This is a genomic window from Ignavibacteriota bacterium (genome assembly GCA_013285405.1).
GTDB lineage: Bacteria > Bacteroidota > Ignavibacteria > Ignavibacteriales > Ignavibacteriaceae > IGN2.
In genome coordinates this window covers 1,754,280-1,771,215 of the sequence record CP053446.1, presented here as the reverse complement: position 1 = coordinate 1,771,215, position 16,936 = coordinate 1,754,280, and the positions used below count along the sequence as shown (strand labels likewise).

Below are 16,936 nucleotides of genomic sequence, written 5' to 3'. Positions count from 1 at the left end.
TTTACTTGTTTCAATAATTTGACATATAAATTTTTTAAAAATTTAACTATCATAAATATTTTCCTACCAAAATATTCAGGTGTTACAATGATAAACAAACTAATCTCCATCTTAATTCTCATTTTACTTTTTGCATCTCCTCTTCTCACACAAGAAAAAGAAGAAGACAAAAATCCATACAGCTCATCAACATTCAACGGATTAAAATTCAGATCGATTGGTCCGGCAGCTACTTCGGGCAGAGTAGTTGACTTTGCTGTTAATCCTGATGACTATCACGAGTTTTATGTTGCAGTTGCCTGCGGAAATGTTTGGAAAACAACAAACTCAGGGACAACCTGGAATCCGATTTTTGATAATTATGGCTCATTTTCGATCGGCTGCGTAACAATTGATCCGAATAACTATAATGTAGTATATGTTGGAACCGGAGAAAACAATAGTCAGCGGAGCGTTTCGTGGGGAGACGGTATTTACAGAAGTGAAGATGGTGGAAAAAGTTTTAAAAATATCGGACTTAAAACTTCTGAACACATCGCGAAAATATTAATTGATCCGAGAGATTCAAAAGTTATTTACGCTGCAGCACAAGGACCTTTGTGGGGACCTGGTGGTGAAAGAGGACTCTATAAATCAATTGACTATGGTGCAACGTGGGATTCGGTTCTTTACATCAGCGAAAATACCGGAGTGACAGATGTTGTAATGGATCCAAGAAATCCAGATGTATTGTACGCAGCATCGTACCAGAGAAGAAGACACGTTTGGACTCTGATCAATGGTGGACCGGAAGGTGGAATTCATAAATCAACAGATGGCGGAAAAACCTGGACTAAGTTAACCAATGGATTACCTTCTGTTGATATTGGAAGAATTGGGTTGGCAATTTCCCCCGTAAATCCGGATTATGTTTATGCAATAGTAGAAGCTGCCGAAGATAAAAGTGGATTCTTCAGAACTATTAATCGCGGAATCAGTTGGGAAAAAATGAGCAATTTTAAAAGTTCAAGTCCTCAGTATTACAGTGAATTATTCTGCGATCCTGTTGATGTAAATAAAATTTATATCCCTGATACTTTTTCACAGATAACATTAGATGGAGGGAAAACATTTACGCCGATTTCAACAAAAGCAAGACATGTTGATGACCATGCTATCTGGATTAATCCAAACAATACAAAACATTTTTTAATCGGTGGGGATGGTGGTATTTATGAAACTTTTGATGATGGGAAGGAATTTCATTTCAAAGAAAACTTGCCCATCGCACAATTTTATCGCGTCAGCGTAGATGACTTCGAACCATTTTACAGAGTAATGGGAGGAACTCAGGATAATAATAGTATGATAGTTCCATCTCAAACAATAAATGGGGAAGGAATCGTAAATGCTGATTATATTCCGCTTGTCGGTGGTGACGGCTATGAAGCATTGGCAGATCCTGAAAATCCTTATATAATTTATTGTGAATGGCAGTATGGCGGATTAACACGACACGATCTTCAATCAGGCGAAATTGTAAGCATTAAACCACAGGAAGGAAAAGATGAACCACCTTATCGATGGAACTGGGATACTCCACTTATTTTGAGTAAGCACGCAAACAGACTTTATGCTGCTGCGAATAAAGTTTTCAGAAGTGATGATAAAGGAAATTCGTGGACAGTAATAAGTCCTGATCTTACAAGACAGGTTGATAGAAATAAACTTCCGATTATGGACAAAGTATGGAGCGTTGATGCAGTTGCAAAAAATGCTTCCACTTCGTTTTATGGAAATATTGTTTCATTAACAGAATCACCGTTAGTTGAAGGATTAATTTATGCTGGAACTGACGATGGACTTATCCAGGTAACAGAAGATGGAGGAACAAACTGGAGAAAGATTGAATCATTCTCAGGAATTCCTGAAATGACTTACGTGAGCTGTTTGTATGCTTCCCGTTTTGATGCGAATACTGTATATGCAACATTCGATAATCATAAAAGAGCAGACTTCAAACCTTATATTCTTGTAAGCAGAAACAGAGGAAACAGTTGGGAATCAATATCAGGAGATTTGAAAGAACCGTTCGTAGTTTATGCAATCACACAGGATCATATAAAATCAGATTTACTTTTTATAGGTACCGAGTACGGGGTTTTCTGCACAATCGATGGTGGAAAGAAATGGATTCAGCTTAAAGGCGGATTGCCAACAATTGCTGTGAGAGATCTTGATATACAGGAAAGAGAAAATGATCTTGCACTTGCAACTTTTGGAAGAGGATTTTATATACTTGATAATTACTCATCTTTAAGAAATATTGAGCAACCAACTCTGGAAAACGAGAACTACATTCTGTTTCCAGTAAAAGATGCCCTGATGTTCATCAAAAGAAATGGCACATTCGAGTCAATTGGCTCATCGTATTTCAAAGCTGATAACCCGGATTTTGGTGCGATTTTCACATACTATATTAAAGAAACTCCAAAGAGTTTGAAAGATACAAGACAGAAAAAAGAAAAGGAATTAATAAAAGAGAACAAACCTGTTAGTTATCCTACCTGGGATGAGCTTCGTGCTGAAGACACAGAAGAAAAATCTTATTTACTTTTTGTTGTTTCAGATACTCAGGGAAATGTAGTTAGAAAATTGAAGGATGAAATTAAACAAGGTATTAACAGAATTACCTGGGATTTAAGATACGCAAGCACTTATCCAATCAAAACCGTAACAGATAAAAACGAAAGTGGAACGCCGGTTCTTCCCGGAAAATATTTCGTAGAAATGTTTATGAGTGTTGATGGTGTGTTGTCTAAAATTGCAGGACCACAAGGATTCGAAGCAAAAGTTCTCAACAATTCAACTTTGCCTGTAGAAGATAGAGCTGCACTTGCCGCATTTCAAAAAAAATTCTGGGAATTCAATCGCGCTGTTGAAGGTGCACTTAATTCTGTACGTGATTTGTCGGCAAAAACTGATGTTCTCATCTATGCCATAAAACAAACACCTCAAGCACCAAATTCATTAATGGAGAATGCTTTATTGATCAAGCAAGAAACTCAAAATATTCTTCAACATCTTTTTCAGGATAAAACAATTGCTGAACGAAATGAACCAACTATTCCTACTGTTTACGACAGGTTGAATGAAATTGCCTCTGGTTTTTGGCAATCAAATTCTGCTCTGACACAAACTCAAATTAACAACTTAAAGGTTGCATCGGAAGAATTTGAACCTCTGCTAAAACAAATACAAACATTACTTGAAGTCAACGTACCAAATCTTGAATCAGAAATGGAGAAATACAGTGCGCCGTGGACACCTGGAAGAGTTCCAGGATGGAATAAAGAATAGATAATATTAAAAAAGCAGCACAGATTGATCGTCTGTGCTATTCTATTTTATAAAATTAAAGGACTATTGCCCGGCTTAAAATCGAATCAATTCGGGGAGACGGTCGAATTAAGATTAAAGTTATGCAACGGACGCTTTGAGCCCAAACTTCGCATTGCCTCAGCCAGAGTATCATAGCAGGGAATTATTTTGTTAATTCCGGTTACTAAAAACAATTCCTGTCTGACGAGCTTTGGGAACACAAGAGCCAGCTTTCCATCTTTATCACCCAATTTTCTGAGAATCTTTACAAGAATTCCAAGAAATGTTGAGTCAACATTATTACAAAAAGAAAGATCAATAACTACTTTCTTACGATTAAAAAGAAGCTTGGATTCAAACTCATCCCACAAAGGTTTGGCATCTCTGTGAGTTGCAATAAGGATATCCACTTTGACGACAACTATTTCGTCAATAATATTTACAACAAAATCGCTCACAACATTTATCCTCAATTTAAATTATTTGATTGCATGTGGCAATTGAAATGCCAACTAAATGTTAGCTTATCAGCATTTGTGGAAATTGACCCGGTTTCAATTTTAGATTGTAATTCATTTTGGAACAGGAAGTACAGGTAAACGATATAAATTGTTTGGTAACTGACAATTGAAATTTGTTAATAAAAAAAGCCTCCGCCGATTTTCATCGGAGGAGGCGGGATAAAATTCTTTTATTATGTTATTTAAGAAGTGACATTTTTTTCGTTTCAATGAATGAACCTGCTCGCAACTGATAAAAATATGTTCCGCTTGGAAGACTTGAAGCATTGAATTCAACTTCATACTTACCTGCTGGTTTATATTCATCTACTAATGTGACAACTTCTTTTCCGAGTATGTCATAAACTTTTAACGTCACATCACTGCTTACTGGTAACCGATAACTGATTACGGTACTTGGATTAAATGGGTTAGGATAATTTTGTTCAAGTATAAATTGAGCTGGAAAATTTTCAGGATCACTTTCTACTGATGTCACCATTTCTGATAGTGGTCGTCTCCACACACCTCCGTCAGGGTTAAGTGTGCCTGCAAAGATATATTGATCCAAAACCGCAAGAGAATAGATATAATCATTTTCATATGAGAGACCGGAATTGACTGCTGTCCAATTCGCTCCGTTGTTTGTCGATAGAAAAACACCGCCGAAAATGGTACCTGCAAAGATATTATTTCCGCTTGCCCCGTTAAGATATGTTGCTAATGAGTAAACACTCCTATTCAAACCTGCACTTATGTGAGTCCAATCTGATCCATTGTTGGTTGATAAATAGACAGAGGAATATGTACCGGAAAAGATATTCATACCATTCGTTTCATTGGGGATAATTGCAAAAGAACCTGCCCATAATGTGGGTGAAGATGATTCAATCCAGCTTTGACCATTGTCAGAGGAATGAAAAATGCAATTACTTAGATTAGTATATTCCCTGTCAATACCTGTGAGGATAATTGTGCTATCCGCTTCATCTTTAAAAACTGTAATAGCATAAACTTTTAAGTTAGTAAGACCTGATGGTGCCCAGCTTTCGCCGTTGTCAGATGATCGAAAAATACCTTCAGTTGTACCAGCAAGCAGAATACTACCTTCGGTCTCATTAGGGATTACAGCAAGTGATCGAACCTCGCTATTCTCCAAACCCGAGTTAATCGCTTGCCAGTTTATACCATCATCTTTAGATATATAAACTCCACCCTGACCACCTGCATAAAGATTTCTGTTGCCACGAACAATGGAGTCCAGGGCAAAATCATCTACAAAAGGAAGTATTGTTGGTGGCAAGGTCAAATTCCAGGTATCCCCGTAGTCAGTAGAACGAAAAACACCGTTAACTGTTCCTGCTAATAAGCTTGTGCCGGAAACTGTAAGAGAAAATACCGCACCAGAAGGTTCGTTGGTTTTAACCCATTGGGAATACAATGGGGTTGCTAGAACAAACAAGACAATCGCAATCAATGAAATACACATAGATTTTTTCATAATAATATTCCTTTTAATTTTTATTTCACTTAACTAGAAATCACTTCAAAACAATCATCTTCTTCGTTTCAATGAATGAACCTGCTCGCAACTGATAAAAATATGTTCCGCTTGGTAGATTTGAAGCGTCAAACTCAACTTCATAACTGCCAGAAGGTGTATGCTCATTTAACAATGTTGCTACTTCATTTCCCAGTACATCATAAATTTTCAAACTGACAAACTGAGTTTGCTTCGTTTCACTCGCAATGACATTCGGAATTGTGTATCTGATTTTTGTGCTTGGATTAAATGGATTAGGGTAATTTTGTTTGAGTGAAAAAGTTGATGGAGATGTTACTTCAACTTCTATTACATTCGAGTATTCAAATGTTCCGTCAAAGTCAATTTGTTTTAGTCTATAATTGTATTTACCAGTAATTAAATTTTTATCTATGAAAGAATAGACTTGTGTTTCTGTCGTTGTTCCGTGTCCGTCAACAAATCCTATTGTTTCAAATTTACCATCTTTACTTCGCTGTATTTCAAAACCCTGGTTGTTAGTTTCTGTTGATGTGATCCAGCTTAATTCAACATTATCATCATTCACAGTTGCAGAAAATGAAGTTAGTTCGACAGGCACGAAATCACTCAACGGACGCCGCCATACACCCGAAAGAGTCCCGGCAAAGAGATAATTACCTGAAATGTAAAGAGAAACAACAAAAGGGCCGTAACTAAAACCTTCATTAACAGTTATCCAGTTAGATGAAATGTTAGTTAAATGGAAAACCCCACCATCGAATCCAAAAGTACCGGCAAAGATATTTGTACCGAATACAGCAAATGTCCAGACATTCAAGTTAGTAAGTCCTTCATTGAATTGATTCCAATTTACTCCATTATCTGTGGAAAGAAATACACCCGTGCTATCCCAATAAGTACCGGCAAATAGATTTCCCTCTGAGGTCATTGCCAGAGCATTGTAAGTAGTATAGAGTAATCCTGAAATTGAAGGTAACCAACTTGAGCCATTATCTGTAGAACGCCATACTTGACCTGCGGCATCTCCAGCAAAAAGATATTCACCAGATGAAAGAAGAGATAAAATATAATATAATCCGGCTGACCTCCATGTATTACCATTGTTAGTTGAACGAAATACGCCACCAAAAAAAGCGCCAGCATAAATATCACTACCTGATATAGTTAAGGAATAGATTTCAGATCCCGTCATCCCTGTATTTGCTTCGCTCCAATTTATGTTATTAACTGATGACCGAAGCACACCACCACCTAAAGTTCCAGCAAATATAGTTGTGTCGGAAATAACAAGAGAATAAACCTCATAATCTGTTAATCCGGAGTTAACTCCGGTCCAGTTAAGACCATCATTAGTAGAACGAAAAACACCTGCGCCTTCAGTTCCTGCAAAAAGAACTCTTTCTCCTGATCCGTTGGTATAGCTTATAAAAGCTCTGACGGTAACATCAAAGGGAATGCTTCCTTGTACTCGTATCCACTGTGCATTCAAGGGTAATGGACAGATCAAAATTATAGTATAGAAAACTATAGAAATGAATTTCGACATATTGCCTCCTATTTATTTATTAAAATTTGTTTGTTTAATGAGACTACTTTAAAACAATCATCTTCTTCGTTTCAATGAATGAACCTGCTCGCAACTGATAAAAATATGTTCCGCTAGGAAGATTTGAGGCGCCGAACTCAACTTCATAACTACCAGAAGGTGTATGCTCATTTAACAATGTTGCTACTTCATTTCCCAGTACATCATAAATTTTCAAACTGACAAACTGAGTTTGCTTCGTTTCACTCGCAATGACATTCGGAATTGTGTATCTGATTTTTGTGTTTGGATTGAATGGGTTAGGATAATTTTGCTCAAGCGAGAATGTCGATGGAGATGTTACTTCAACTTCTATTACATTCGAGTATTCAAATGTTCCGTCAAAGTCAATTTGTTTTAGTCTATAATTGTATTTACCAGTAATTAAATTTTTATCTATGAAAGAATAGACTTGTGTTTCTGTCGTTGTTCCGTGTCCGTCAACAAATCCTATTGTTTCAAATTTACCATCTTTACTTCGCTGTATTTCAAAACCCTGGTTGTTAGTTTCTGTTGATGTTATCCAACAGAGTTCAACATTATCATCGTTCACAACTGCAGAAAATGAAGTTAGTTCGACAGGCACGAAATCACTCAACGGACGCCGCCATACGCCACCATTAAAGGTCCCAGCAAAAAGATATGTGTTTGATACGGTCAGAGATCTTATATTCGGATTCGCTAATCCTTCATTAATCTGACTCCAACTTGTGCCATTGTTGGTAGAGAGAAATATCCCACCGTTTGCAGTACCGGCAAACAGAATCGTCCCCGAAACTGTGAGACAATTGATATCGAAACTGGTTATTCCATTATTAACTTCATTCCAAGTTGTACCGTTATTGGTGCTGAGAAAAATGCCTCCCCCAAGTGTACCTGCAAAAAGATTCGTACCTGAAAAAATAAGCGAAGTTATATAATGGTGAGTCAGTCCATTATTAATTCCTGTCCAGCTTGTCCCTTCATTTGTACTCAGGAATACACCCCCGCCAGGTGTGCCGGCATATAGATTCGTACCGGAAACAGCAAAAACTTTAAAACCATCAAATAAAGGACTACCCTCGACCCAGTTGATACCATTATTTGTTGAGTTAAAAAATCCTCCATCAAAGTCGCCTGCGAATAGCTTTTCGCCTATTGAGGCAAACGCAGTCACTGTCCAGCCAAAACCGGTATTCACATTATTCCAAGTATTACCATTGTCTGAAGAACGAAAAAGTTGGCCGTAGGTTATATTTGCAAAAAGATATGAATTATAACTTGCCAGCAATTCGATTGATCGCTCTGTAAGTCCATTATTAACTTTTATCCAGCTTTGTCCGTTATCAGAAGAGCGGAAAACACCACCACCGCCGGTTCCTGCAAAAAGATTTTGATTTAGTTGAATAATTGAGGGAACACTTAAATGAGTCAGACCCGTACTGGCTTCAGTCCAATTGCTGCCATTATCTGTGGAGTGAAAGACACCTTCAGAATTGCTTGCAAATAAATCTGAGTTCGAAGCCAGTAAAGACCAGATACCGCTTCCAGTTAAACCCAACTGAGTCCAATTTACACCATTGTCAGCAGAATGAAATACACCATTAAGTGTACCGGCATAAATATTTGAACCTGAATTATGCAGTTCATAAACCTGAGTAAATGCTAAACCAGATTGTACCCAGGTTGTGCCGTAATTTGTTGAAAGAAATACACCGTCATCAAGTGTTCCAGCAAAAATGTTAGACCCAGAGATAATTAGTCCGGTGATATAAAGTTCAGTTAGACCAGAGTTTACTGCAGTCCAATTCATCCCGTTATCAGCACTTAAAAAAACACCTCCCCCGCCTGTCCCTGCATAGATGTTACTGCCAGCGATAGCAAGAGAGGCGATATTAAGATTAGTCAATCCATTATTAACAGAAATCCAGCTAGTGCCATTGTCGATGCTGAGAAAAAGTCCATCGTTATAAGTTCCGGCAAATATATTTGTGCCTGATATATCAATAGATCCTACACTCGGGTAATTTAAACTTGTCTTCGTCCAGCTTGAACCACCATCGGTCGAGTGGAAAACTCCGCTTGAAGTTCCGGCAAAAATATTAGAACCAGAGACAGCCAAAGATCGTACCCAGTGGCCGGTCAATTCATTATTAACATGTACCCAACTGACACCATTAGTTGTTGAATGATATATACCTACTTGAGTTCCTGCAAAGAGATTATTCCCTAAATCCAAAAAACAAGATACTCCACCACCGTACGGTCCATTAGTTTGTAGCCATTGGGCATTTAATGAAAATGAACTGTTGAAAATGAAAATTACTATTAAGACAAAATTTAATTTGAACATAAAGCCTCCTTTATATTTTTATGTATATTGATTGAAGATTAATTATTAGCTAATTACCGTATTCGTAAAATCATCTTTTTCATTTCTAATAATGAACATTCCTATTCATCTTCAGCGAACAACTGTTACTGTATTTGTGTTATTTGGATCTTCAGGTAAGCTGTGTGTTACCACTACATCTAAAAATCTGCTGAGACCATAAAGTTTTATTAACGCATGATTATTTGTTCCTCCGAGAACTGGCGGGTTTGCAAGCGATCGACTACCAAACGCCTGAAAATCAATATTCTGATTACCGGATACTCTTGTGTTCCGGAGTTGCACATTAACTGTGTTGTAGAATGTCATATCAGGACCAAATGCATCAGCACCAAGCACTAGTAATCCGCCGGAATCACCAAATTCTGGATCAACAGGTCCGATATTATTAATAAATGCTGAGTTACGTGCCTCAAAGATTGTGGAATTAGAGACAGAAGTACCTAATCCGGCTGTTCCTCCAGCGATTAAAGCGCCAAGACCATTTCCCTCAAACATGTCTCCACGGGATTTGACTTCAATCACCGCAGAACTACATCGGTTATTGTTCACGAGCAAACCGAAGTAGAAATCGTGTACGTGGTTGCCTCGCAAATCTGCAAATATCTGACCTTGATCGGCGCCGTTAGTGTTAACAATTCGGATGCCTTCAACGATACCGAAGCACTCGTTGTCAACGATTTCCGCATCGATACGACGTCCAGCCATAGTAGTCCCAATGTTCCTTACATCAATACCACGTAAACTTCCGCCTGAAACGACATGTGCAATTCTGATCTGTGTTGTTGTTGTTCCGGCAAGATCGGTTTCTATCCCACCAGCAGCACGGTCATTTCCAACGATAGTAAGCCACTTGATGGAATTTTTCCCAAGCCCAATACGAATAGGCCCTGTACGACCAGTGGAAACCACGAAAGAAGAATTTGGAAGACCTGAAGCATCGATGACGACTGCGGAACGATTGTTATATATTCCTGAAAGTGACATGTTCTGTTTAAGTTCCAGCCTACCACCATTCGGGCGAGGAGTACCCGCCGAATCATTAACTGATAGAATATAGGTACCGGCACTTAGGTGAAGTATTTTGCCGCATTTCGTCGAATCATTTACAGCCGCATAAAGTTGTTCTATATCGCAAATCAGGACTTTGTTTCCTTTTTCAAGAGCTAAGTCCTCATCTGCAGTAACCGGCGTTTCAACTTTCTCACATCCGAAAGGAAGAAAAGCTAAAACGATCAATGTAACAATGATCAAAGAATTTTTCATAACACACTCCTTAAATGATTTGTAAATAGACTAACATGTTTTTCGATTGCCGAAATCAAGAAACCTCAAAAGAAAGTTAGAGCAACAGCAACCTTTCTGAATCCGGAAAAGCAAACATCTTAATCTCTTAAAAAATGTTTTTTAATGTCATTGCAAATAAACAAATTGAAATAGGGGTGTGCATATCAGCTATGTTGCTTTGAGTATCAATTTTGTATCAATTGATATAATAGATGTTACATTAAATATCACTTATGTTACTTGCTGTTGAATTGATTTAATTTAAGGGGGGTTTGAGGAAAGATTTGACTGTGATAAATGAAACAATATGTCAACTTATTTTTGCAAATCCTTGGGTAGGTAACCGAATTCTTCCTTGAAGCATTTTGTAAAATAAGCAGGGCTTGAAAAACCTACTGAGTAAGCTATTTCGGATATATTACCCTTTTGTTCTTCTATAAAGTCTTTTGCTTTTGTTAATCGAACGGATCTTAGAAAATGACCGGCAGATTTACCCACCAATGCTTTAAGTTTCCTATGAAGCTGAACTCTGCTCATATTTAATTCGCTGCTAAATTCTTCTATACTGAATTTTTCATCTGATAAATGATTTTCTATTACAGCAATTACTCTTTTCATAAATTCTTCATCAATGCTGCTTAATTTTTTTTCAATTTTCTTTTGTGTGAATTGAACGTTTCCATATTTCTGTTGCAATTTTTTTCTGATTGCGATCAGATTTTCAATCCTCACCTGTAGTTCTTTTGCATCATACGGTTTGATAAGGTAATCATCTGCACCTTTTCTTAAACCTTCAATTTTATCCGACTGTTCAGATTTTGCAGTTAACAATATGATCGGGATATGGCTGGTTTTCTCATTGTTCTTTAAGATCCTTGTTAATTCCTGACCATCCATCTTTGGCATCATCATATCTGAAATAATAAGATCGGGAATAATTTTTTCTGCTTTTCTAACGCCTTGTTCTCCGTTAATCGCTTCTTCAACCTGATAGCTTGCATCGAGTGAATCTTTTATATATTCTCTCATATCATAATTATCTTCAACGATGAGGATGATAGTCTTTTCAGCATCTGCTTCTTCATTATAAATCTCACTTGTCAAACTGAGCTTGTCAAAGTGTGAGAACGATTCATTTAAACTCATCTGAAAGCCTCCTGCGGTCTGAATGACATCTTCCTTTATTTTTTTTTCTTCAACAATCTCGTCATCTTTTAAATGATCTCTGCCAATCGGAAAAGTTAAAATGAACTCGGTAAACTTTCTCATTTCACTTTCAACAGAAATATTTCCATGATGAAGCTCTACAAGTTCTTTGGTTAAAGCTAATCCAATTCCGGTTCCTTCATATTCTTTTGAAAGTGAACTATCTACCTGGTAAAACCTGTCGAATAGTTTTGGTATTTCATCCTGAGTAATTCCGATTCCGGTATCTCTTATTTTTATTTCAACAAATTTTTTCATCTTGTCATTTCGACCCCGGTTCGGAATCTCATCATCAATTGAAGATGCTAAAACAAATGCAGATCCGAAGACAAGTTCGGGATGACTCTCAGTCATATCAGCAGGACATTCGCTTACAGATACTGTAATTCTTCCATTCTCTGGTGTGAACTTAAATGCGTTTGATAAAATGTTAGTTAAAATTTTTATCATTTTTTCTTTATCAAAATAGAGATCAATCTGATCTTTCTCTGCCTGCAGCTTTAATGTTATATCTCTCGATTCAGATAATGATTCGAATGATAATGTGATTCCTTTTATGAAAGCAACTATATTTCCTTTTGAAGCTTCAAGTTTGAGTTTTCCTGCTTCTAATCTTGAAATATCCAATAACTGATTAACTAATTGCAGGAGTCTTAAAGCATTTCTCTTTATAGCTCCGGCATCTTTATTAATATCTTTTGAGATATTTGAAATGATTTTCTCGGCAGGTCCAAGTATTAAGGTAAGCGGTGTTCTGAATTCGTGAGAGATGTTTGCGAAGAACCGGGATTTCATTTTTTCTGTCTCTTCTTTTTCCTTAAGAACAGCTTCATCCATTTTAATTTTATCTTTTAATTTTAGTCTGTCCATTTCATACCGTCTTATCCAATAAAGTAAGAAAATCGAGATAAGAACATAAGAACTGTAAGCCCACCAGGTTCTCCAGAAAGGTGGAGAAATTATAATTGCAATAGAAGTTCCATTATTATTCCACACACCATCATTATTTGACCCCTTTACTCTGAAAGTATATTTACCGGGATCAAGGTTGGGGTATGTTGCAAATCTTCTTGTTCCTGAATAAACCCAACCCGTATCAATCCCTTCCATCATATAAGCATACTGATTTCTTTCCTGGCTCAGATAACTTAATGCGACAAATTCAAATGATAAAAAGTTTTCATCGTGCGAAAAGTGAATTTCATTTTCAACCGAAACAGGTTTATCGAGTTTTTTTACAGAAGTGATTACAACCGGAGGTATGAATGTATTAATTTTAATACTATCAGGATGGAATTTGACAATACCGCCCGGATATCCGAAATACATTTCACCATTTTCAGTTTTGCACCCATAAATATTACTAAGTCCGTTTTTCGGTAATCCATAAGAGATGTCATAATTCTGAAATTTATTTGTCTTTGTATCTAATTTGGAAATACCTTTCCGGCTACTAAACCAGATATTATTATGATCATCCTCAAGGATTGACCAGATTAAATCCACAGGCAATCCATCGCTCAAATTATAATAATATATACTATCTGTTGATCGTGTATATTTACCTAAACCCTCATCTGTTGCAAACCATAATGTGCCTGTTTTATCTTCGAGAATTTCCAGGAAAGTCTGGCTTTTGGTGTTGTTTGGGTTTTTTGAGTCAGGATAATATTTTTTGACAATAACATTTTTTTTAGAATCATAACAAATTAATCCACCTTCGTACGAAGCAACCCACATCATCCCAAAATTATCTAAATATAAATCCTTGACTGTGCCGGTGTTCTGCATTATCTTTTTAAGATGAGTTTGGTTCGGATCAATCTTATAAACACTTCCGGCAGCCGTACCTATCCAGACTGTGCCGTCAGATTCTTTATACATACATAATATACGCCTGGTAATTTCTTCTCCGGCAGATGTAGAAAAATTTGTTCTACCTCCATCTACATTCATTTTATAAATACCACTGGAAAGTGTGCCGATCCATAAGTCACCGGATTTCTCTTCTTCAATTAATTCATCAATTCCAAACGAATATGGAATACTCTCTTCATTTTCAGGATTAAATTTATAATACCCATTTGCTGTGCCGATCCAGAGTTTATTATTGTTTCCTAAAACAATTTTTCTTACGGAATCAAATGAATATAATTTGAATGGCTGCTTTACACGATTTATTTTGTTAATACCACCATCAATAGTTGTAATCCAGATCGTACCAGATCGTTCTCTAAATACAGTGGATATTTGATTGCTGCTTATACTACTCTGTTCTTCAGGATTATGTATGTATTGTAATACTTTCAATGTTCTTTTATTGAGTGAATATAGTCCATTTTCCCTGGTACCAATCCAAAGAGTTCCAAATTCATCTTCGCAAATAGAAGTAACTGAATTCATGTTTCCATGAAGATAACGGCTGGAGGTCATACTTTTAATATCAAATACAACTATTCCATTGTGTGTTCCCAGCCAAAAATTACCTGAGTTATCCTCGAAGATAGTATTTACAAAATAGTCAGATGATTCACTTTTATTTTTAATATTGTTCCAATAATGAATGAACTTTCCTGTCGCATGATCAAACTTATCAAGTCCGTTACCAGTGCCAAACCAAAGTGAGCCTGCTTTGTCTTTATAAATTGAATTAATAGTATTGCTGTTAATAGTTTCGTCATTTCTATTATCATGGAGTATAATATTAAATTTTCCGGAACTTTTATCGAACCTGTGTAATCCATCACTCGTTCCAATCCAAAGTTTCCCTTCATTATCTTCGCAAATTGAAATTACGTTGCTATTAATTTTGGTTTCCAGTTCATCAGGATATATTTTGAAATGTGTGAAGATACCATTCGTTCTGTTGAACTTATCAAATCCGTGCTTATTACCTATCCAAATATTTCTCTCACTATCTTCATACAAAGTATTCGTGAAAGCATTATCAATACTAGTTTTGTTATCCGGATTATTTTTGTAAGCGGTGAAGCTATATCCGTCAAACTTTTCGATACCGCTAAAAGTACTAAACCACAAAAAGCCATTGTTATCCTGAATCATGGAAGTAATATTTGTTTCATACATACCTTGATCAATGGAGTAACGCTCAAATTTTATATTCTCTTGTTGAGCATAAATATCAGAATTTCCTGGAAAATAAATGATCAGGTGTATAAATAAAAAGGCAAATGGATACTTAAGCACTTTAAGTAAAATTATTTTTTATATTGACAATATTGTTTTAAAGAGATCAGTGTTATTCTGTCTGATAAAAATTGTTTTTTTTTAATTAAATAACAAATTCCTGATTTAGCTTTCAGGGAATTGCAAAGAAATTTACAAATAATTTCCTGAAAGACATTTCGTACTATTTGGGTAAGATGAATTTTGCAGAAAAAATTGCAAAATAATTGGTTGGAGCTTCCACAAAAGTTGAAGTTTTACAAGATAAAGCAACCGTATCACGCAAAGTACTTTTCATTTTAATACCTTTTATTAAAAAGCTTATTTAAAACTAAGCCATTAAATCTAAAAGTATAACAACTATACAAATTAATTTCGTTTTAAGTAAAAACTATCCTCTATCTTCTGTCTGAACTGTAAATGGCAAATAAACTTTGAATGTTGTCCCATTGCCAAACTCAGATTCAACTTCAATCTTTCCTGAATATGAATCAACTATTCGTTTGACAATTGATAAACCAAGTCCTGTTCCGCTGATTGATTTTGTCTTTTCATTCTTTGCACGGAAGAATTCAGAAAATAACTTTTTCTTCTCTTCAGGTTTCAGTCCGATGCCTGTGTCTTTTATTTCAGTAATAAGGTAGTCACCTGATTTTGAAATTGTTATCGAGACAGAACCGTTTTCCTTGTTATACTTAATAGCATTACTGATGAAGTTTGTGAAGAGCCGGTTTATTTCCTCATAATCAGCTTTGATGCAAGCAGATTGAGTCTCACATTTCAACGCAACTGAGATTCTTTTTTTACTTATCTCGACCTGGAAAAGTTCAAGTAAAGATTTAATTACTTCTTCAACACAGACCTGTTTAATCTCACGCTTAACGGTTTTCATTTCCATTCTTGAAATATCCAGAAGATCGTTTACCATTTTAAGCAGTCCATCAAGTCGTAATTGAGAGCGAACGATGTAATCTTTCTGCTGTTCGGTGGTAAGTTTTATATTTTCATCAGTAATTAAATTGAGAAACCCGTAAACAGCAGCGATCGGAGCTTTCAATTCGTGGGACACCATTGATACGAACTGAGATTTCAACTGCTCAATTTTTTTCAACGCTGTTATATTTCTGATTACGACCACAACTCCTGCAAGCGAATTATCAGGATGCGGAACAGGTGATGCAGTTGCCTCAACAAACAAATCTCCGTGCGGTTTCATCTCCACTTGTGATGAATATGAGCTCGGATGATATACTTCTTTATTCAAAATATTATTAACAAGTTCAGCTATTTCTGGATGAAGCCTGCTGATAATTTTCTCTTCAATCTGAATTGATTCAAGTTCCAGAAGCTTCAGTGCAGCCGGATTATAAAGTACAGCCTCACCAGCTTTGTTGATCACAAGCACTCCATCATTTATTGAGTTGATGATAGTGTTGAGTCTAGTTTTTTCAAAAGCAACTTCGAGAAGACGCTCCTCCCGTTCCTTCCGCCAATTATCCGCTTCGATATAAATTTGTCTTGTCTGATATCCTTCTTTCAGATTTTGAATTAATTCTTCAACGGGGAAAGGTTTTGTTATATAACCATGTGCACCAATTCGTGTTGCCTCAACTGCAGTTTCATAACTGGCGTAAGCAGTAGCGATATAGCAAATTGTATTGGGAAATTTTTTCTTTATTTTTTTCAGGACTTCAATACCATCAACATCCGGCATTTTCAAATCAATTACAGCGAGATCAAATTCTGTTTCAGTTCCTAACTTTATCCCTTCTGTTCCGTTTTCTGCTTCAGTTACTTCATAATTCTCCATTTCGAGCAAACGCTTTACGCCAGTGCGCAGTGCTTTTTCATCGTCAACAACTAAAACTTTTGGTTTGTGTTCTTTCATAGAATTGTAATTTTACTTTGAGTCCTGG

At 36.3% G+C, this 16,936-nt stretch carries 8 protein-coding genes; 1 reads left to right on the top strand and 7 read right to left on the bottom strand.

Annotated elements, in window-relative coordinates; translation table 11 throughout:
• Positions 1 to 90 precede the first annotated feature (90 nt).
• Positions 91 to 3,339 carry a glycosyl hydrolase gene (locus tag HND39_07630; GenBank protein ID QKJ97925.1) on the top strand — a complete coding sequence of 1,083 codons (3,249 nt, stop codon included), beginning with the start codon at positions 91 to 93 and terminating at the stop codon, positions 3,337 to 3,339.
• 86 nt (positions 3,340 to 3,425) lie between these two features.
• On the opposite strand, the gene HND39_07625 is transcribed toward HND39_07630, so the two are convergent.
• From HND39_07625 to HND39_07595, 7 genes are all read right to left on the bottom strand, one after another.
• Positions 3,426 to 3,818, bottom strand: coding sequence for an STAS domain-containing protein (locus HND39_07625; GenBank protein QKJ96164.1), 393 nt, complete (start codon positions 3,816 to 3,818; stop codon positions 3,426 to 3,428).
• A gap of 241 nt (positions 3,819 to 4,059) precedes the next feature.
• Positions 4,060 to 5,361: a T9SS type A sorting domain-containing protein gene (locus tag HND39_07620; GenBank protein QKJ96163.1), complete on the bottom strand. Its 1,302-nt coding sequence runs from the start codon at positions 5,359 to 5,361 to the stop codon at positions 4,060 to 4,062.
• Between the two features lie 40 nt (positions 5,362 to 5,401).
• Positions 5,402 to 6,931: a T9SS type A sorting domain-containing protein gene (locus tag HND39_07615; protein QKJ96162.1), complete on the bottom strand. Its 1,530-nt coding sequence runs from the start codon at positions 6,929 to 6,931 to the stop codon at positions 5,402 to 5,404.
• A 43-nt stretch (positions 6,932 to 6,974) separates the two neighbouring features.
• Positions 6,975 to 8,762, bottom strand: a complete 1,788-nt coding sequence (locus HND39_07610; protein ID QKJ97924.1) for a T9SS type A sorting domain-containing protein — start codon at positions 8,760 to 8,762, stop codon at positions 6,975 to 6,977.
• 651 nt (positions 8,763 to 9,413) lie between these two features.
• Entirely contained in the window at positions 9,414 to 10,607 is a 1,194-nt protein-coding gene (locus HND39_07605) for a hypothetical protein (protein ID QKJ96161.1), read from the bottom strand.
• Between the two features lie 336 nt (positions 10,608 to 10,943).
• Positions 10,944 to 15,041: a response regulator gene (locus HND39_07600; protein QKJ96160.1), complete on the bottom strand. Its 4,098-nt coding sequence runs from the start codon at positions 15,039 to 15,041 to the stop codon at positions 10,944 to 10,946.
• Positions 15,042 to 15,411: 370 nt separating this feature from the next.
• Positions 15,412 to 16,908, bottom strand: coding sequence for a response regulator (locus tag HND39_07595; GenBank protein QKJ96159.1), 1,497 nt, complete (start codon positions 16,906 to 16,908; stop codon positions 15,412 to 15,414).
• Positions 16,909 to 16,936: the final 28 nt, after the last annotated feature.